This window comes from Pseudomonas sp. PDM18 (assembly GCF_014852585.1).
Classification (GTDB): Bacteria; Pseudomonadota; Gammaproteobacteria; order Pseudomonadales; family Pseudomonadaceae; genus Pseudomonas.
This window is the reverse complement of sequence record NZ_JACVBX010000019.1, coordinates 68,772-87,089: the sequence shown is the minus strand read 5'-3', so window position 1 is coordinate 87,089 and position 18,318 is coordinate 68,772. Positions and strand designations below refer to the sequence as shown.

At 64.8% G+C, this 18,318-nt stretch carries 11 protein-coding genes and 1 pseudogene; 7 read left to right on the top strand and 5 right to left on the bottom strand.

Features of this window, described 5'->3' with window-relative positions:
• Positions 1 to 120: 120 nt before the first annotated feature.
• The 5 genes and pseudogenes from IB274_RS27610 to IB274_RS27590 all read left to right on the top strand — a co-directional run.
• Positions 121 to 1,311: pseudogene (locus IB274_RS27610) on the top strand (bifunctional O-acetylhomoserine aminocarboxypropyltransferase/cysteine synthase); the annotation flags it as partial.
• Positions 1,312 to 1,500: 189 nt separating this feature from the next.
• Positions 1,501 to 3,420: a methyl-accepting chemotaxis protein gene (locus IB274_RS27605; RefSeq protein WP_192435963.1), complete on the top strand. Its 1,920-nt coding sequence runs from the start codon at positions 1,501 to 1,503 to the stop codon at positions 3,418 to 3,420.
• A 111-nt stretch (positions 3,421 to 3,531) separates the two neighbouring features.
• On the top strand, positions 3,532 to 3,966 hold the full coding sequence (trxC, locus tag IB274_RS27600) for a thioredoxin TrxC (protein ID WP_192435959.1): 435 nt from the start codon (positions 3,532 to 3,534) through the stop codon (positions 3,964 to 3,966).
• Positions 3,967 to 4,061: 95 nt separating this feature from the next.
• Entirely contained in the window at positions 4,062 to 4,505 is a 444-nt protein-coding gene (locus IB274_RS27595) for a YiiD C-terminal domain-containing protein (RefSeq protein WP_192435958.1), read from the top strand.
• A 77-nt stretch (positions 4,506 to 4,582) separates the two neighbouring features.
• On the top strand, positions 4,583 to 5,392 hold the full coding sequence (locus IB274_RS27590; protein WP_192435956.1) for a universal stress protein: 810 nt from the start codon (positions 4,583 to 4,585) through the stop codon (positions 5,390 to 5,392).
• 4 nt (positions 5,393 to 5,396) lie between these two features.
• Here IB274_RS27590 and IB274_RS27585 read toward each other — a convergent pair whose 3' ends face one another.
• Positions 5,397 to 6,164: a ParA family protein gene (locus tag IB274_RS27585; protein WP_192435955.1), complete on the bottom strand. Its 768-nt coding sequence runs from the start codon at positions 6,162 to 6,164 to the stop codon at positions 5,397 to 5,399.
• Between the two features lie 138 nt (positions 6,165 to 6,302).
• Positions 6,303 to 7,238, bottom strand: a complete 936-nt coding sequence (locus IB274_RS27580; protein ID WP_192435953.1) for a LysR family transcriptional regulator — start codon at positions 7,236 to 7,238, stop codon at positions 6,303 to 6,305.
• Between the two features lie 230 nt (positions 7,239 to 7,468).
• On the opposite strand from IB274_RS27580, the gene IB274_RS27575 reads away from it, so the two are divergent.
• A complete protein-coding gene (locus IB274_RS27575) occupies positions 7,469 to 8,812 on the top strand; it encodes an MFS transporter (RefSeq protein ID WP_225615067.1) in 1,344 nt (447 codons plus the stop codon).
• A gap of 243 nt (positions 8,813 to 9,055) precedes the next feature.
• Positions 9,056 to 10,447 carry a GABA permease gene (gabP, locus tag IB274_RS27570; RefSeq protein ID WP_081515427.1) on the top strand — a complete coding sequence of 464 codons (1,392 nt, stop codon included), beginning with the start codon at positions 9,056 to 9,058 and terminating at the stop codon, positions 10,445 to 10,447.
• A gap of 373 nt (positions 10,448 to 10,820) precedes the next feature.
• Here gabP and hemE read toward each other — a convergent pair whose 3' ends face one another.
• The 3 genes from hemE to gltB form a co-directional block, all read right to left on the bottom strand.
• Positions 10,821 to 11,885, bottom strand: coding sequence for a uroporphyrinogen decarboxylase (gene hemE, locus IB274_RS27565; RefSeq protein ID WP_192435952.1), 1,065 nt, complete (start codon positions 11,883 to 11,885; stop codon positions 10,821 to 10,823).
• 157 nt (positions 11,886 to 12,042) lie between these two features.
• Complete coding sequence (locus IB274_RS27560) at positions 12,043 to 13,461, bottom strand: FAD-dependent oxidoreductase (RefSeq protein WP_138213938.1); 1,419 nt, start codon at positions 13,459 to 13,461, stop codon at positions 12,043 to 12,045.
• A 27-nt stretch (positions 13,462 to 13,488) separates the two neighbouring features.
• Positions 13,489 to 17,934, bottom strand: a complete 4,446-nt coding sequence (gene gltB, locus IB274_RS27555; RefSeq protein WP_192435951.1) for a glutamate synthase large subunit — start codon at positions 17,932 to 17,934, stop codon at positions 13,489 to 13,491.
• Positions 17,935 to 18,318 lie beyond the last annotated feature (384 nt).

Sequence of the window (18,318 nt, the reverse complement as noted above, 5' to 3'; positions counted from 1 at the left end):
TGCAAAAGATCGAGGCGCTGACCGTCCTCGCCCGCAAATTGGCCCGGATTGCCTTTGCCCTGATGACGACTCAGCAACCGTATCGGACTGCGGCCGATACGGTGGGGTAGACATAGAATCTCCTACGCCTTCGACGACACCCAGCACGGTGCCGACCTGTTCGACCTGAAGGTCGCCGGCAACATCTACACGCGCATCATGAACCCCACCAACGCGGTGCTGGAGGAGCGCGTGGCCGCACTTGAAGGCGGCGTCGCCGCGCTGGCGGTGGCTTCCGGCATGGCCGCCATCACCTACGCCATCCAGACCGTCGCCGAAGCCGGCGACAACATCGTCTCGGTGGCCAAGCTCTACGGCGGCACCTACAACCTGTTCGCCCACACCCTGCCGCGCTTCGGCATCCAGACCCGCTTCGCGCCGCACGATGACATCGCCGCCCTCGAGGCGCTGATCGACGAACGCACCAAGGCGGTGTTCTGCGAATCCATCGGCAACCCGGCGGGCAACATCGTCGATCTCCAGGCCCTGGCCGATGCCGCGCACCGCCACGGCGTGCCGCTGATCGTCGACAACACCGTCGCCACGCCGATCCTCTGCCGCCCGTTCGAGCACGGCGCGGACATCGTCGTGCACTCGCTGACCAAGTACATCGGTGGCCACGGCACCAGCATCGGCGGCATCGTCGTCGACTCCGGCAAATTCCCCTGGGCCGACAACAAGGCGCGCTTCCCGCTGCTCAACACGCCGGATCCGTCCTACCACGGCGTCACCTACACCGAAGCCTTCGGCCCCGCCGCCTTCATCGGCCGCTGCCGTGTCGTGCCGCTGCGCAACACCGGCGCCGCGCTCTCACCGTTCAACGCCTTCCTCATCCTGCAAGGCCTGGAAACCCTCGCCCTGCGCATGGAGCGCCACTGCGAGAACGCGGTAAAAGTCGCGCAATACCTGCAGGACCACCCGCAAGTCAGCTGGGTGAAATACGCCGGCCTCGCCGATCACCCCGAGCAGGAACTGGCGCTGCGCTACATGGGCGGCAAGCCCGCGTCGATCCTCTCGTTCGGCATCAAGGGCGGGCAGGAAGCCGGCGCGCGCTTCATCGATGCGCTGAACCTGGTGGTGCGCCTGGTGAACATTGGCGACGCCAAGTCCCTGGCCTGCCACCCGGCCTCCACCACACACCGCCAGCTCAACGACGAAGAACTGGAGAAGGCCGGCGTGCCGCGCGACATGGTGCGTCTGTCCATCGGCATCGAGCACATCGACGACATCCTCGCCGATCTGGCTCAGGCGCTGGACGCCGCCGGAGCCTGACACCCGCTTCCCGCTCGCTTCAACCGAACCGCCGACCTGCTGCGCAGCAGGTCGGCGTTTTTTTCGCCTCGACCATACGGTTCTGCCGAACGCTGCCGATAGCGACTGAGCGCGGTACTCCCGCCTGGCCCCCAACAAGAACAATCTCCGAACGGCCTGACTTCACACAACCTTTCCTGGAGATCGTCAATGAACAGCTGGATTTCCAACCTGAGCGTGAATCTCAAGTTGGCCCTGGGCTTCGGCCTGGTCCTCGCCTTCACCGCCATCCTCGCCATCGTCAGCTGGGTCGGCCTGGGCTCGCTGATCGACCGCAGCAACTGGATGAGCGACATCACCGAACTGAACTCGCGCCTCACCAAGCTGCGCATCACTCGCCTGCAGTACATGATCGCCGACGGCGCCGAGCAGGAAGCCGCCAACGTCATGAGCACCCTGGCCGACTTCAAGGCGCAGCAGCAGAAACTGCGCGCGTCCTTCGTCAGCCCCGAGAACGTGCGCATGCTCGATCAGCTCGGCGGCATCATCGGTGACTACGAGAAATCCCTGGCCGCCATGCGCGCCGGCTACCAGAGCGCCGGCATCACCCGCCGCATCCTGCAGGACAACGCCGCCCGCGCCAACGAGCTGACCGCTCAGATCCAGCAGGACATCCTCAAGGCCCCGGCCGACGAAGAGCGCGCCACCCGCTTCCAGGCCATCACCGGCACCCGCGAGGACCTGCTGCAAGCCCGCTACGACGTGCGCGACTATCTTGCCACCGCACTCACCAGCAACGGCGACGGCGTGACTCGCGGCCTCGACGAAAGCATCGCCGGCCTGCCGGCCCTGGAAAACGTGCTCGGCGTCGCCGAAGCGCAGTACATCCAGCAGCTCGGCAGCGCCCTGCGCACCTACCGCGACGCCGTGCAGACCCTGCGCCAGAACATGGCCGCGATCGTCCAGGCGCGCAAGGAAATGACCGCCCAGGGCCAGGACATCGTCAAGATCAGCGAAAATCTCTACCAGCTGCAGCTCGATCGCCGCGACGTCGAAAGCGCCAAGGCCCGCAGCCTGCAAACCCTCGTGACCCTGCTCGCGCTGGTACTGGGCAGCATCGCTGCGCTGATCATCACCCGCCAGATCACCCGCCCGCTGCACGACACCATGGCTGTGGTCGACCGCATAGCCGCCGGCGACCTGTCACAGACCATCCAGGTCAGCCGCCGCGACGAACTCGGCCGCCTGCAGCAGAGCATGCAGCGCATGAGCCAGAGCCTGCGCGAGCTGATCGGCGGCATTCGCGACGGCGTCACCCAGATTGCCAGCGCTGCAGAAGAACTCTCCGCCGTCACCGAGCAGACCAGCGCCGGCGCCAACACCCAGAAGGTCGAGACCGACCAGGTCGCCACCGCCATGCACGAGATGTCCGCCACCGTGCAGGAAGTCGCGCGCAACGCCGAGCAAGCCTCCCAGGCCGCCTCCGCCGCCGACCACCAGGCCCAGGACGGCGACCGCGTGGTGAACAAGGCCGTGGAACAGATCGAGCGCCTGGCCGAGGAAGTGGAACGCTCCGCCGAGGCCATGCAGCGCCTCGAACAGGAAAGCGAGAAGATCGGCAAGGTCATGGACGTGATCAAGTCAGTGGCCGAGCAGACCAACCTGCTGGCCCTTAACGCTGCCATCGAAGCCGCCCGCGCGGGCGAGGCCGGGCGCGGCTTCGCCGTGGTCGCCGACGAAGTGCGCGGCCTGGCCCAGCGCACCCAGCAGTCCACCGAAGAGATCGAAGCCCTGGTCGCCGGTCTGCAGAGCGGCACCCGCCAGGTCTCCAGCGTCATGCTCGGCAGCCGCGAACTCACCGCCAGCAGCGTCGCCCTGAGCCGCCAGGCCGGTGAGTCCCTCGGCGAGATCACCCGTACCGTTTCCAACATCCAGGCGATGAACCAGCAGATCGCCACCGCCGCCGAGGAACAGAGCGCAGTGGCCGAGGAAATCAGCCGCAGCGTGGTCAACGTCCGCGACGTCTCCGAGCAGACCGCCTCGGCCAACGAAGAAGTCGCCGCGTCCAGCGTCGAGCTTGCCCGCCTGGGTGGGCAACTGCAGACACTGGTCAGTCACTTCCGCGTGTGATGCACATGGGCCGACATCCAAGTCGGCCCATCTTCGGAAAAGCATTCAAGGTGCCGTTGAGATCGGACCTCCGAGACTCCATCTTTGCTTCATAGCCTCTGGAGCCCCGCCATGTCCGATTCCCTGATCATCCCCTGCCCCAACTGCAACGGCCTGAACCGCGTGCCCGCCACGCGGGTGAACGATTCGCCCAGTTGCGGGCGCTGCCAGTCACCGATCGTGCTGGATACGCCGTTCGACCTTGACGAGGCCGGCTTCTCCGCCCAGGCCAAGGGCGACTTGCCGTTGCTGGTGGACGTCTGGGCCGACTGGTGCGGGCCGTGCAAGGGCTTTGCGCCGGTGTTCGAGCAGGCCGCCGCGCGGCTGTCGGGCAAGGTGCGCCTGGCCAAGCTGGACAGCGACGCCAACCCGAACCTCTCCACGCGTCTGGGCATCCGCTCGATCCCGAGCCTGATCCTGCTGCGCAATGGCCAGGAAGTGGCGCGCCAGAGCGGTGCGATGCCGCTGCCGCAACTGCTCGACTGGCTATCCCGCCAGGGCATCTGAAGGCGAGCGTTTCGGTCAATCCACGCGGTCATTGCCAGGCCGCGTGGTGTGGCTAGGCTTGGGTGCACACCCCGCTGGCGAATCGGAGCGCGCCCATGCGTCATAACCTGGAATTCATCCGTCAACTCACCGAAGAGCACATCGCCTTCGTCAAGCGCACCGGCCTAAAGGCCGAGGTGCTGGAACCGGGCCTCGTGCGCCTGCGCATGCCGCTCAAGGGCAACGAAAACCACCTGCGCAACATGTACGCCGGCGCACTGTTTACCGTGGCCGAACTGCCCGGCGGCGTGCTGATGCTGACCAGCTTCGACGCCCGGCACTTCTATCCCATCGTCAAGGAAGCCGGCCTGCGTTTCCTGCGCCCTGCAGCGAGCGACGTGACGGTCGAGGCGCGGCTCAGCGAAGAGGACATCCAGCGTATCGGCGAGGAAGCCACGAACCTCGGCAAGGCCGAATTCGTCCTCGACCTGCAACTGAAGGACGAAGACGGCAACGTCGTCGCCGAAAGCCACGCCATCTATCAGCTGCGCAGCCGCTGAATCCGGGCCATTGCCCTGCATCAAGGTGAAATTTCCTACGTGGCGCGACAGTGGAGGCGCCACAGAGGGAGCCCACCATGTACAGGAACCTGCTCGTCGCCCACGACCTCAGCGTCGAGGCGGATATCGCCGTGCGCCGCGCCGCCCAGCTGGCCCGCCAGCACGGTGCCAGCGTCACGCTGCTGCACGTCATCGAGGAATTCTTTCCCGACCGCATGATGACCACGGTGCGCGAAACCGCCGAAGTGGCGCTGCGCGATGCGGCCCGCGCCACTGACATCACCGACTACCAGTTGGTGATCCGCCAGGGCCGCGCGGCGAATACGGTCACCCAGGCAGTGCAGGAACTGAACGCCGACCTGCTGGTGATCGGTGCGCACCATCAGCAGTTGCTGGAGCGCTTCGATGGCACCACCCTGGAGCGCATCGCCCGACATTGCCGCGCGCCGATCCTGCTGGCCGTGGACGAATCGGCCAAACCTTACGCGAAGGCTCTTGCCGGCCTGGACCTGTCGCACTGCGCCTGCCAGGCCTGGCGCGCCGGTTACCGACTGCTCGCGCCCGACGCCGAGCTGCTGGCGCTCAATGCCTACCAGCCAGGCAAGAGGGCCGGGCGCGTCGACAGCCACCTCGACACCCAGCGCGAACTGCTACGCCAGGCGCTGCAGGATGAGCGCACGCAGGTGCCGGCCGCCGGACCGCAATTGCTTTGCGCAGTGCAGCAGGGCACGCCCCAGCAGGCGCTGGAAACGGCATTACGGGAATGGACGCCGGACCTGCTGGTGCTCGGCAGCCGCAGCCGCGGCGCCATCGAGCAGGCCATGCTGGGCAGCTCGACGCGCTATTTCCTGCGCCGGCCGCCCTGCGATGTGCTGATCAGCCAGTAAGCGTTCAGGCTTCCAGCAGGCTGTGCAGTTCGACGAACTGCTGGGTCAGTTTGTGCCGCGGCTCGAGGAAGATCAGCGGGGTGCAGGCCTGGTGCGACTCGCGCATCTTCACCGAGCTCATCAGGTACACCGGCAGCACCGGCAGTTCCTCTTCCACCAGCTCATCCAGCAGTTGCTGCGGCAGGGTCGCGCGCGGCTGGAACTGGTTGACCACGATGCCTTCGACTTCCAGCTCTTCGTTGTGGTCTTCCTTCAGCTCTTCGATCTCCTGCAGCAGGCCGTAAAGCGCCTGACGGGAGAAACTGTCGCAATCAAAGGGGATCAGGCAGCGATCAGCGGCGATTAGCGCAGAAACCGTATAGAAGTTCAGCGCCGGCGGGGTATCCAGGTAGATGCGATCGTAGTCTTCGGATAGCTCGTCCAGCAGTTTGCGCAGCTTATTGATCTTGTGCTTCTGCTCGAGCTTGGGCTGCAGGTCCGCCAGCTCCGGGCTGGCGGTGACGATGTGCAGGTTGTCGAAGGGCGTCTCGTAGATATCGACCTTGCCCTTGCGACTGAAAGGCCCGGAAGACAGCGTCTGCTTGAAGAAGTCGGCGATGCCCACCGGCAGGTCCTCGCCGGTCAGGCCGGTGAGGTAGTGCGTGGAGTTGGCCTGGGCATCCAGGTCCACCAGCAAGGTGCGATAGCCCTCCGCTGCGCTCACTGCCGCCAGGTTGCAGGCGATGCTGGACTTGCCGACCCCGCCCTTCTGATTGAACACCACGCGCCGCATGAGCCATCCCTCCAGAACCATTCAAGACTTCGGGATTCTATGCAAAGCCCATGACAAGGGCGAGCACCCTTCGCCACACGACCGCTCGGCGGCTCCTGACCATTCATACCAGCGTCCCAACAGTGGCCAACCAAGGTTTCAGCGCCTGATCTCGAGACCGACGGCGCCTGGTCCGCTGTGGAGGGCTGTCACTTCCTGGGTCACCAGGTCGAAGAACGACTGCGCCAGGCGCGACGTCTCGTTGCGCCGTCGCACCAACCACACCGAACTGGTCGCGCCCGGATCGCTCAGGGTGCGATAGACCACGCCATCCACCCGCGTCCGACGGAACGACGCCGGTAGCATCGAGACGCCGAGCCCTGCGGCCACCAGGCCGATGATGGTCATCGCCTCGCCCGCTTCCTGGGCGATGCGAGGGCTGAAGCCGGCCTGCCGCGACAGCGCCATCAGCTGACTGTAGAGGCCCGTGCCATAGCTGCGCGGGAAGAACACGAACGGCTCGTCCGCCAGCAAGGCGAACTCCAGACCCTCCTGGCTGGCCTGCGCCAGCGGGTGATCGGCACGCAGCACTGCCACCAGCGGCTCGCTGAACAGCTCCACGGCCTCAAGGGTTTCCGGCAGCGGGATCGGGCGGATCAGGCCGACCTGCACGCGCTCTTCCAGCAGCGCCTGCACTGCCTGGCCGCTGCTCAGTTCCTGCAGGTCCAGATGCACATCCGGGTAGGCCTGGCGGAACGCCAGGATGGCGCGCGGAATGCTGGAGGTGAACGGCGCCGAGGCGGTGAAGCCGACCTTCAGCTCGCCGATCTCGCCCTGATGCGCACGCCGCGCCAGCAAGACGGCGCGATCCACCTGCTGCAGCACCTGCCGCGCTTCGTCGAGAAACAGCTTGCCGGCCTCGGTGAGCGCCACACGGCGGTTGGTTCGCTCCAGCAAGCGCGCGCCGATCTCTTCCTCCAACGCCTGGATCTGCTGGCTGAGCGGCGGCTGGGAAATTCCCAGCTGCTCGGCGGCGCGGCCGAAGTGCAATTCTTCCGCCACGGCGATGAAATAACGCAGGTGTCGCAGCTCCATCCGGCCCCTACCACCAATGATTCGTAAAACGACTCAAACGTGTCGATTAATATATTGGAAATAATAAATCCCGCTCCTTATCCTTTCCACACAAGCCCAATAACGACTACCAACCTGCTCTCTGCCTGGCCGCGCGGGCCTTTGCCGCCATTCCAGGCCCTCCTGCTTTTACCAACCTGAGGTGTGTCGTGAGCCAACCTGCCCTGCGGGCTTTGCGGGAAGAACATTCCATGGCGGCCGAACCGGCTGTCATCCAAGAGCCGTCCGCCGCCAACGATCCGGTAGAGGTGCTGCCTGACCTGCGCGAAAGCGCGCGTGAAGCCAACGACGACGTGGTGCGCGCCGTCGAAGAGATCGAAACCTACATCGAGAAAGGCACCCCGGAATTCATGCGCACATCGCTTGCGTTGTTCTCCGGCGGCTTCGCCACCTTCGCCCTGCTCTACTGTGTGCAGCCGATGATGCCGGTGTTGTCCAAGGCGTTCAGCCTGACCGCCGCGCAGAGCAGCCTGGTGCTGTCGATCTCCACCATCACCATGGCCTTCGGCCTGCTGGTCACCGGCCCGATCTCCGACGCCATCGGTCGCAAATCGATCATGGTCGCCTCGCTGATCTTCGCGGCGCTGTTCACCATCGGCAGCTCGCTGATGCCGACCTGGCACGGCGTACTGGCCATGCGCGCGCTACTCGGCCTTTCCCTCAGCGGCCTGGCGGCGGTGGGCATGACCTACCTGTCGGAGGAAATCCACCCGCAGCACATCGGGCTGTCCATGGGGCTGTACATCGGGGGCAACGCCATTGGCGGCATGAGCGGACGGCTGATCAGCGGTGTGCTGGTGGACTACGTGAACTGGCACGTGGCGCTAGCCACCCTGGGCGTGCTCGCCCTGGCCGCGGCCCTGCTGTTCTGGCGCATCCTTCCCGAATCGAAGAACTTCCGCCCGGCGCAGCTCAAGCCCCGTCGGCTCATCGAGGGCTTCACCGGGCACTTCCGCGACGCCGGCCTGCCCTGGCTGTTTCTGGTCGGCTTCCTGCTGATGGGTGCCTTCGTCACCCTGTTCAACTACATCGGCTACCGCCTGCTGGCCGAGCCCTACCAACTGAGCCAGGCCATCGTCGGCGTGCTCTCGCTGGTCTACCTGTCGGGCATCTACAGCTCGGCGTGGGTCGGCTCGCTGGCCGACAAGCTGGGCCGGCGCAAGGTGCTCTGGGCGATGATCGCGCTGATGCTCGGTGGCGTACTGATCACCCTGCTGCAACCGCTGGCCCTGGTGCTGGTCGGCCTGCTGGTGTTCACCTTCGGCTTCTTCGGCGCGCACTCGGTGGCCAGCAGCTGGATCGGCCGCCGCGCCCTGAAGGCCAAGGGCCAGGCCTCGTCGCTGTACCTGTTCTGCTACTACACCGGCTCCAGCGTCGCCGGCACTGCTGGCGGCCTCTTCTGGCACCAGTACGGCTGGAACGGCGTGGGCCTGTTCATCGCCAGCCTGCTGGGCATCGGCCTGCTGGTGGCCCTGCACCTGGCGCGCCTGCCGGTGTTACCGCGCGACCTGCCCGCACTCAACAAAGCTGGGTAGTTTCTACACACAAAACAAACTGCATGCCTGAAAACGACATGGAACGGTCGTACAAAGACATGGATGTCGTTTTCAGCAATGCCTTTGCCACGGGGCTCGTAGCGAAACACCCCAACCTACAACTTAAGTCGTAACAGAATGTGGCGCGATACTTGCGTTCAATTTCTTGAACGACTTGTTGGAATCCTGAAACGGACCTCGACTCCCGCAGTACGCAATTCCCTCCGTAGTTGTAGGTAAAGCATGAGCAGCACCCCCTCTTCCGGGCTCTCCCAGGGCCTGCAAAATCGTCACGTCACGATGCTTTCGATCGCCGGTGCCATTGGCGCGGGCCTGTTCGTAGGCTCCGGCCACGCCATCGCCGAAGCTGGCCCGGCCGTCATGGTCTCCTATCTGGTCGCCGGCCTGCTGGTGGTCCTGGTGATGCGCATGCTGGCCGAAATGGCCGTCGCGCAGCCGGACAGCGGCTCCTTCTCCACCTACGCCGACCGCGCCATCGGTCACTGGGCCGGTTTCACCATCGGCTGGCTGTACTGGTGGTTCTGGGTCCTGGTGATCCCGCTGGAAGCCAACGCCGCCGCCGCGATCATCCACGCCTGGTTCCCCGGCGCGCCGATCTGGGTACTGGCCTTCCTGATCACCTCCGCGCTGACCGTGACCAACCTGTTCAGCGTGAAGAACTACGGTGAGTTCGAGTTCTGGCTGGCGCTGATCAAGGTCGTCTCGATCATTGCCTTCCTGGTGCTGGGCTGCGCGGCCATCTTCGGCTTCTCGCCCAACAGCGAAGTCTCCGGCATCGGCCACCTGACCAGCGAAGGCTTCCTGCCCAAGGGCTGGGGCGCCGTGCTCGCCGCGCTGCTGACCACCATGTTCTCCTTCATGGGTTCGGAAATCGTCACCATCGCCGCCACCGAGTCCAAGGACCCGGAGCAGCAGATCACCCGCGCCACCAACTCGGTGATCTGGCGTATCGCGCTGTTCTACCTGCTGTCGATCCTGATCGTGGTCTGCCTGGTACCGTGGAACGACCCGCGCCTGGTGAGCATGGGCTCCTACCAGACCGTGCTGGAACACCTGCACATCCCCTACGCCAAGCTGATCGTCGACATCATCGTGCTGGTCTCGGTCACCAGTTGCCTGAACTCGGCGCTCTACACCGCTTCGCGCATGATGTACTCGCTGAGCAAGCGCGGTGACGCACCGAAGATCGCCCAGGTAACCAGCGCCAGCCGCACCCCGGTCTACGCCGTGCTGCTGTCCACCGCCATGGCCTTCCTGTGCACCTTCGCCAACTACCTGGCCCCGGCCGAAGTGTTCAACTTCCTGCTGGCCAGCTCCGGCGCCATCGCCCTGCTGGTGTACCTGGTGATCGCCATGTCGCAGCTGCGCATGCGCAAGAAGCTGCTCGCCCAGGGCCACCAGCTGAAGCTGAAGATGTGGCTGTTCCCCTGGCTGACCTGGGCGGTGATCCTCTTCATCGTCGGTGCCCTGGTGATCATGCTGATCCGCCCGGACCATCGCATGGAAGTGGTCGCCACCACCCTGCTGACCGTCGTGGTGGTCTGCTCCGGCCTGCTGGTGTCCAACCGCCGCAAGTCCCAGCGCGCCGCCGGCCTGGTGGGCGACGCTGCGTGATGCACTCTGATGGGGCCTGAAGCTCCATGAGGGAACGAAAAAGCCCCGCTGCAGAGCGGGGCTTTTTTCATTGCGTCGTGGAACGTCGTGCCTTGCGGTTCGCGAACAATAACGATGGTGTCCCCCTCGCTCCTACGAAGAGCCAATGCTCCGGCTCTTAAGATCTTCCAGAGAAACATCAGCACACGCCGAATGCCCCGTTCAGAAGGACTCGCTGAAGCGGTGCAGAAACACCCAAGCCAACGCAGCAAACCTGCAACACCAGAGCAAAAGAAAGCGCCGGCCCTGCCGGCGGATCGCGGGCATGGCCCGCTCCTACAGGAAGCCACAAAAAAGCCCCGCATTTGCGGGGCTTTTCAGTGAAGCATCAGGCTCAGTGATACTGCGCCGACAGCTCGTGCACCGCCTCGAAGAAGGCGCCGGCATGGGCAGGATCGACTTCCGGGGTGACACCATGGCCAAGGTTGAACACGTGGCCATTGCCATTACCGAAGGCACCGAGGATACGCGCCACTTCAGCGCGGATGGCTTCCGGCTTGGCGTAGAGCACCGCCGGGTCCATGTTCCCCTGCAGGGCCACCTTGTCGCCGACGCGGGCGCGAGCGCTGCCGATGTCGCAGGTCCAGTCCAGGCCCAGCGCTTCGGCGCCAGTGTTGGCCATGGACTCCAGCCACAGGCCGCCGCCCTTGGTGAAGAGGATCACCGGTACGCGGCGCCCTTCGTGTTCGCGGATCAGGCCGTCGACGATCTTCTGCATGTAGGCCAGGGAGAACTCCTGGTACGCCGCTGCCGACAGCGCACCACCCCAGGAATCGAAAATCTGCACCGCCTGTGCGCCCGCGAGAATCTGGCCATTCAGGTAGCTGGTGACCGACTGCGCCAGCTTGTCCAGCAGCGCGTGCAGGGCCTGCGGGTTTTCGTAGAGCATCGCCTTGGTCTTGCGGAAGTCACGGCTGGAACCACCTTCGACCATGTAGGTGGCCAGGGTCCAGGGGCTGCCGGAGAAGCCGATCAGCGGCACGCGGCCGTTCAGTTCGCTGCGGATGGTACGCACGGCGTCCATCACGTAGCCAAGGTCCTTTTCCGGGTCAGGGATCGGCAGGGCTTCGATGTCGGCCAGGTTGCTGACGACCTTCTTGAAACGCGGGCCTTCGCCGGTTTCGAAGTACAGGCCCTGGCCCATGGCGTCGGGGATGGTGAGGATGTCGGAGAAGAGGATCGCCGCGTCCAGCTGCGGGTAGCGGTCCAGCGGCTGCAGGGTCACTTCGCAGGCCATCTGCGGGTTCATGCACAGGCTCATGAAGTCACCGGCCTTGGCGCGGGTGGCGCGGTACTCCGGCAGGTAGCGGCCGGCCTGGCGCATCATCCAGACAGGGGTGACATCGACGGGCTGCTTGAGCAGGGCGCGGAGGAAGCGATCGTTCTTCAAGGCAGTCATAACGGCATCCGGCAAAAAAGTGCGGGTATTTTCGCAAAGCCCAAAAGAAAAGGCACGGCGGGTGCCGTGCCTTTTGTCTATCGCGACAGTTTGTCGCTGCGTCATCCACGAAGGGCGCATAACGCCAGAGGCGTTACCCGCCCTTCGTGGATCGCACTCAGACGCCCAGGTAGTCCAGGATGCCTTCGGCGGCGGTGCGGCCTTCGAAGATCGCGGTCACCACCAGGTCGGAACCGCGGACCATGTCGCCACCGGCAAAGATCTTCGGGTTGCTGGTCTGGTGCTTGAACTGCGAGGCAGCCGGGGCGATGACGCGGCCCTGGCTGTCGATTTCCACCTGGTGCTGGTCGAACCACGGGGCCGGGCTCGGGCGGAAGCCGAAGGCGATCAGCACGGCTTCTGCCGGGATGATTTCCTCGGAACCCGGGATCGGCTCGGGGCTGCGACGGCCACGGGCGTCCGGCTCGCCGAGACGGGTCTCGACCACCTTCACGCCTTCCACCTTGTCCTCGCCGACGATGGCGATGGGCTGGCGGTTGAAGAGGAACTTCACGCCCTCTTCCTTGGCGTTCTTCACCTCTTTGCGCGAGCCGGGCATGTTTTCTTCGTCACGGCGGTAGGCGCAGGTCACGCTCTTGGCGCCCTGACGAATGGAGGTGCGGTTGCAGTCCATCGCGGTGTCGCCACCGCCCAGTACCACGACACGCTTGCCCTTCATGTCGACGAAGTCTTCCGGCGACTTCTCGAAGCCCAGGTTGCGGTTCACGTTGGCGATCAGGAAGTCCAGCGCATCGTGCACGCCGGGCAGGTCCTCGCCGGGGAAGCCGCCTTTCATGTAGGTGTAGGTGCCCATGCCCATGAACACGGCATCGTACTCATCGAGCAGCTGCTCCATGGTGACGTCCTTGCCGATCTCCGTGTTCAGGCGGAACTCGATACCCATGCCGGTGAAGACTTCGCGACGGCGCGAGAGCACCTGCTTCTCCAGCTTGAACTCGGGGATGCCGAAGGTCAGCAGGCCGCCGATTTCCGGGTTCTTGTCGAACACCACCGGAGCCACGCCATTGCGCACCAGCACGTCGGCGCAGCCCAGGCCCGCCGGGCCCGCGCCTATGACGGCGACGCGCTTGCCGGTGGGCTTGACCTTGGACATGTCGGGGCGCCAACCCATGGCGAAGGCGGTGTCGGTGATGTACTTCTCCACCGAGCCGATGGTGACCGCACCGAAGCCGTCGTTCAGGGTGCAGGCGCCTTCGCACAGGCGGTCCTGCGGGCACACCCGGCCGCAGACTTCCGGCAGGGTGTTGGTCTGGTGGGACAGTTCGGCGGCGGCGAGGATGTTGCCTTCGGAGACCAGCTTCAACCAGTTGGGGATGAAGTTGTGTACCGGGCACTTCCACTCGCAGTACGGGTTGCCGCAGCCCAGGCAACGGTGGGCCTGGTCAGCCGCCTGCTGCGGCTTGAACAGGTCGTAGATTTCCACGAACTCGCGCTTGCGCTGGCGAAGAAGCTTCTTCTTCGGATCCTTGCGCCCGACTTCGATGAACTGGAAGTCATTGTTAAGACGTTCAGACATTTTCAGACCTCATCAAACTTCAGGCGCTTATTGCGGGTTGGCACGAGTGCTGGTCAGCAGGGAACCGAGGCTTGCGGCCTTCGGTTTCACCAGCCAGAACCGACGCAGGTAGTCGTCGAGGTTCTCCAGCAGATGTGCGCCCCACTCACTCGCCGTTTCCGCCACGTACTCGACCAGCACCTTGCGCAGATGGTTGCGCTGGGCCTCCATCGCTTCGCCGCTGATGCGCTGGATTTCCACCAGCTCATGGTTCACGCGGTCGACGAAGGTGTTGTCCAGGTCGAGGACATAAGCGAAGCCGCCGGTCATGCCGGAGCCGAAGTTGTAGCCGGTCTTGCCCAGTACGCAGATGAAACCGCCGGTCATGTATTCGCAGCAGTGGTCACCGGTGCCTTCAACCACGGCATGGGCGCCGGAGTTGCGCACGCCGAAACGCTCGCCCGCGGTGCCGGCGGCGAACAGCTTGCCGCCGGTGGCGCCGTACAGGCAGGTGTTGCCGACAATGGCCGATTCCTGCGACTTGAACGGGCTGCCCTTGGGCGGAGTGACGACCAGCTTGCCGCCGGTCATGCCCTTGCCGACGTAGTCGTTGGCGTCGCCTTCCAGGTACAGGTGCAGGCCGCCGGCGTTCCACACGCCGAAGCTCTGGCCCGCGGTGCCCTTGAAGCGGAAGGTGATCGGCGACTTGGCCATGCCCTGATTGCCGTGGACCTTGGCGATCTCACCGGAAATCCGCGCGCCGATGGAACGGTCGCAGTTGCAGATGTCCAATTCGTACTCGCCGCCCTTGGCGCCCTCGATGGCCGAACGCGACAGCTCGACCATCTTCTCGGCCAGCAGACCCTGGTCGAACGGCGGATTCTTCTCGACTTCGCAGAACTGCGGCTTCTCGGCCGGGATCAGGTCGCTGCCCAGCAGCGGCGTGAGGTCGAGGTTGCCCTGCTTGGGCGTTTCGCCCGGCAGGATCTCCAGCAGGTCGGTGCGGCCGATCAGTTCTTCCAGGCTGCGCACGCCGAGCTCGGCCAGCCATTCACGGGTTTCGCTGGCGATGAAGGTGAAGAAGTTCACCACCATGTCCACGGTGCCGATGAAGTGGTCCTTGCGCAGCTTGTCGTTCTGGGTGGCGACGCCGGTGGCGCAGTTGTTCAGGTGGCAGATACGCAGGTATTTGCAGCCCAGGGCGATCATCGGCGCGGTGCCGAAGCCGAAGCTCTCGGCGCCGAGGATGGCCGCCTTGATGACGTCCAGGCCGGTCTTCAGGCCGCCGTCGGTCTGCACCCGGACCTTGCCGCGCAGGTCGTTGCCGCGCAGGGTCTGGTGCGCCTCGGCGAGGCCCAGCTCCCACGGGGAACCCGCGTACTTGATAGAGGTGATCGGCGATGCGCCGGTGCCGCCGTCATAGCCGGAGATGGTGATCAGGTCCGCATAGGCCTTGGCCACGCCGGCGGCGATAGTGCCCACGCCCGGCTCGGATACCAGCTTCACCGATACCAGCGCCTGCGGGTTGACCTGCTTGAGGTCGAAGATCAGCTGGGCGAGGTCTTCGATGGAGTAGATGTCGTGGTGCGGCGGCGGCGAGATCAGGGTCACGCCGGGAACCGCGTAGCGCAGGCGGGCGATCAGGCCATTGACCTTGCCGCCGGGCAGCTGGCCGCCCTCGCCAGGCTTGGCGCCCTGGGCCACCTTGATCTGCAGGACTTCGGCGTTGACCAGATATTCCGGGGTCACACCGAAGCGGCCGGTGGCCACCTGCTTGATCTTCGAGCTGCGCAGCGTGCCGTAGCGCGCCGGGTCTTCGCCACCCTCACCGGAGTTGGAGCGGCCGCCCAGGCGGTTCATCGCTTCGGCCAGGGCCTCGTGGGCCTCCGGCGACAGCGCGCCGAGGGAGATGCCGGCAGCGTCGAAGCGCTTGAAGATGGACTCCAGCGGCTCGATCTCGTCCAGGCTCAGCGGCTGCTCGCTGGTCTTCACCTTGAGCAGGTCGCGCAGCATGGAGACCGGGCGCTGGTCGACCAGCGCGGTGTATTCCTTGAACTTGGCGTAGTCGCCCTGCTGCACGGCAGCCTGCAGGGTGTTCACCACGTCCGGGTTGTAGGCGTGGTACTCGCCACCGTAAACGAACTTCAGCAGGCCACCCTGCTGGATCGGCTTGCGGTTGTTCCAGGCTTCGAACGCCAGCAGCTTCTGCTCGTTCTCGATGTCGAGGAAGCGCGCCCCCTGGATGCGGCTCGGGGTACCCGGGAAGCACAGGCCGGTGACTTCGTCGGCCAGGCCGATGGCTTCGAACAACTGGGCGCCACGGTAGGAGGCGATGGTGGAGATGCCCATCTTCGAGAGGATCTTCAGCATCCCCTTGGAGATGCCCTTGCGGTAGTACTTGAAGACCTCGTAGAGATCGCCCAGCACTTCGCCGGTGCGGATCAGGTCGGCCAGCACTTCGTAGGCGAGGTACGGGTAAACCGCGGACGCGCCGAAGCCCACGAGAACCGCGAAGTGGTGAGGGTCACGGGCGGTGGCGGTTTCCACCAGGATGTTGGAGTCGCAACGCAGACCGGTCTGCACCAGGCGGTGATGCACGGCGCCGACGGCCAGGGCCGCATGCACCGGCAGCTTGCCGGGGGCGATGTGACGGTCGGACAGCACCAGCAGCACCTTGCCGGCGCGCACGGCTTCCTCGGCCTGATCGGCGATGTTGCGCACGGCCGATTCGAGGCCGACGGACTCATCGTAGTTCAGGTCGATGTGGTGCAGGTCGAAGCCCGGACGCTCCAGGTTCATCAGGGTCCGCCACTTCGCCGGGGAGATCACCGGGGTGGTCAGGATCGCCTGGTTGGCGTGGTGCGGGGACTCTTCGAAGATGTTCTGCTCGATGCCCAGACAGGTTTCCAGGGACATCACGATCGCTTCGCGCAGCGGGTCGATCGGCGGGTTGGTGACCTGCGCGAAGACCTGACGGAAGTAGTCGTACGGCGAGCGGATGCGCTTGGACAGCACTGCCATCGGGGTGTCGTCGCCCATCGAGCCGACAGCTTCCTGGCCCTGCTCGGCGAGCGGGCGCAGCACCTGGTCACGCTCCTCGAAGGTGACCTGGAACATCTTCATGTATTGCTTGAGCTGGTCGCCGTCGTAGCTGGCAACGCCCTGGTCATCGTCCAGGGTGGCCTGGATGCGCAGCGCGCTCTGGCGCAGCCACTGCTTGTACGGGTGGCGCGACTTCAGGCGGTTGTCGATGTCCTCGGTCTGCAGCAGCTGGCCGGTCTCGGTGTCCACCGCGAGGATCTGGCCCGGACCGACACGGCCCTTGGCGATGACATCCTCGGGCTTGTAGTCCCACACGCCGATTTCCGAGGCGAGGGTGATGTAGCCGTTCTTGGTGGTGACCCAGCGCGAGGGACGCAGACCGTTGCGGTCGAGCAGGCAGACGGCGTAGCGGCCGTCGGTCAGCACGACGCCGGCGGGGCCGTCCCACGGCTCCATGTGCAGCGAGTTGAACTCGTAGAACGCGCGCAGGTCGGCGTCCATGGTCTCGACGTTCTGCCAGGCCGGCGGAATGATCATGCGCAGGCCACGGAACATGTCCATGCCGCCGGTAACCATCAGCTCGAGCATGTTGTCCATGCTGGAGGAGTCCGAACCCACGCGGTTGACCAGCGGGCCGAGCTCGTCGAGATCGGGCATCCACTCGTTGGCGAACTTGGCGCGACGGGCCTGGGCCCAGTTGCGGTTGCCAGTGATGGTGTTGATCTCACCGTTGTGCGCCAGCAGGCGGAACGGCTGGGCCAGCGGCCACTTCGGCAGGGTGTTGGTCGAGAAGCGCTGGTGGAAGACGCAGATGGCGGTCTTCAGGCGCTCGTCGGAGAGGTCCGGATAGAAGGCGGCGAGGTCCGCCGGCATCATCAGGCCCTTATAGATGATGGTCTTGTGCGAGAAGCTGCAGATGTAGTGGTCGGCGTCCTCGGCGTTGGCCACGGAGGAGCGGCGACGGGAGCTGAACAGCTTGACCGCGAATTCCTGGTCGGACAGGCCTTCACCACCGATGAACACCTGCTCGATCTGCGGCAGGCGCTCCAGCGCCAGGCGACCCAGGACGCTGGTGTCGATCGGCACCTTGCGCCAGCCGACCAGCTTCAGGCCGGCACGCTCGATCTCGCGATTCATGTTCGCGCGGGCGGCTTCGGCTTTCACCGGGTCCTGGTTGAAGAAGACCATGCCCACGGCGTACTGGGCGGGCAGCTCGGCGTTGAAGGACTCCTTGGCCACGGCGCGCAGGAACTGGTCGGGCTTCTGGATCAGCAGCCCACAGCCGTCCCCGGTTTTCCCGTCCGCGTTGATCCCACCTCGGTGGGTCATGCAGGTCAGTGCTTCGATGGCGGTTTGCAGAAGTTCGTGGCTTGCCTCGCCCGTCATATGGGCGATCAGACCGAATCCGCAGTTATCCTTGAACGTCTCAGGATGGTACAGACCTGCTTTCATAGGGAACTCTCACCGGCAAAACTTTTATAAATTCCAGGGTCTGCTGACGTTTCGCCATCGCCCTGTTTCGCCGTGCAGGCTCGTTTCCCGCGCACCGCAAAGGCTCGGGCCGCATCTATCGTGCAGCGCCGTTCTAGCCCCTGGTTCACCTGGAATGACCGTTCCGCGCGAGTTGCCACGTCTTACCCAACGTAGCGGCGGTTCCGGCCCTGGCCATGACGAAACGTCAGCAGACCCTCTTCAAGCACTTCGCCTGTCTACTCGCTCAAGCGGCAAGTTTCCGATAGGCAAAGGGAGGTCATTGTACACATGGGGAAAGCGACGTCACTGTTTTTTTTGACGCACTGCTGACACCCGATGTCGCATTTTTATAAGAACGCAGCA

Excerpts from the sequence above, each read along its gene's own strand:
- IB274_RS27605 (WP_192435963.1), top strand. The coding sequence starts at position 1,501 with ATGAACAGCTGGATTTCCAACCTGAGCGTGAATCTCAAGTTGGCCCTG.
- trxC (WP_192435959.1), top strand. The coding sequence starts at position 3,532 with ATGTCCGATTCCCTGATCATCCCCTGCCCCAACTGCAACGGCCTGAAC.
- IB274_RS27595 (WP_192435958.1), top strand. The coding sequence starts at position 4,062 with ATGCGTCATAACCTGGAATTCATCCGTCAACTCACCGAAGAGCACATC.
- IB274_RS27590 (WP_192435956.1), top strand. The coding sequence starts at position 4,583 with ATGTACAGGAACCTGCTCGTCGCCCACGACCTCAGCGTCGAGGCGGAT.
- IB274_RS27585 (WP_192435955.1), bottom strand. The coding sequence starts at position 6,164 with ATGCGGCGCGTGGTGTTCAATCAGAAGGGCGGGGTCGGCAAGTCCAGC.
- IB274_RS27580 (WP_192435953.1), bottom strand. The coding sequence starts at position 7,238 with ATGGAGCTGCGACACCTGCGTTATTTCATCGCCGTGGCGGAAGAATTG.
- IB274_RS27575 (WP_225615067.1), top strand. The coding sequence starts at position 7,469 with ATGGCGGCCGAACCGGCTGTCATCCAAGAGCCGTCCGCCGCCAACGAT.
- gabP (WP_081515427.1), top strand. The coding sequence starts at position 9,056 with ATGAGCAGCACCCCCTCTTCCGGGCTCTCCCAGGGCCTGCAAAATCGT.
- hemE (WP_192435952.1), bottom strand. The coding sequence starts at position 11,885 with ATGACTGCCTTGAAGAACGATCGCTTCCTCCGCGCCCTGCTCAAGCAG.
- IB274_RS27560 (WP_138213938.1), bottom strand. The coding sequence starts at position 13,461 with ATGTCTGAACGTCTTAACAATGACTTCCAGTTCATCGAAGTCGGGCGC.
- gltB (WP_192435951.1), bottom strand. The coding sequence starts at position 17,934 with ATGAAAGCAGGTCTGTACCATCCTGAGACGTTCAAGGATAACTGCGGA.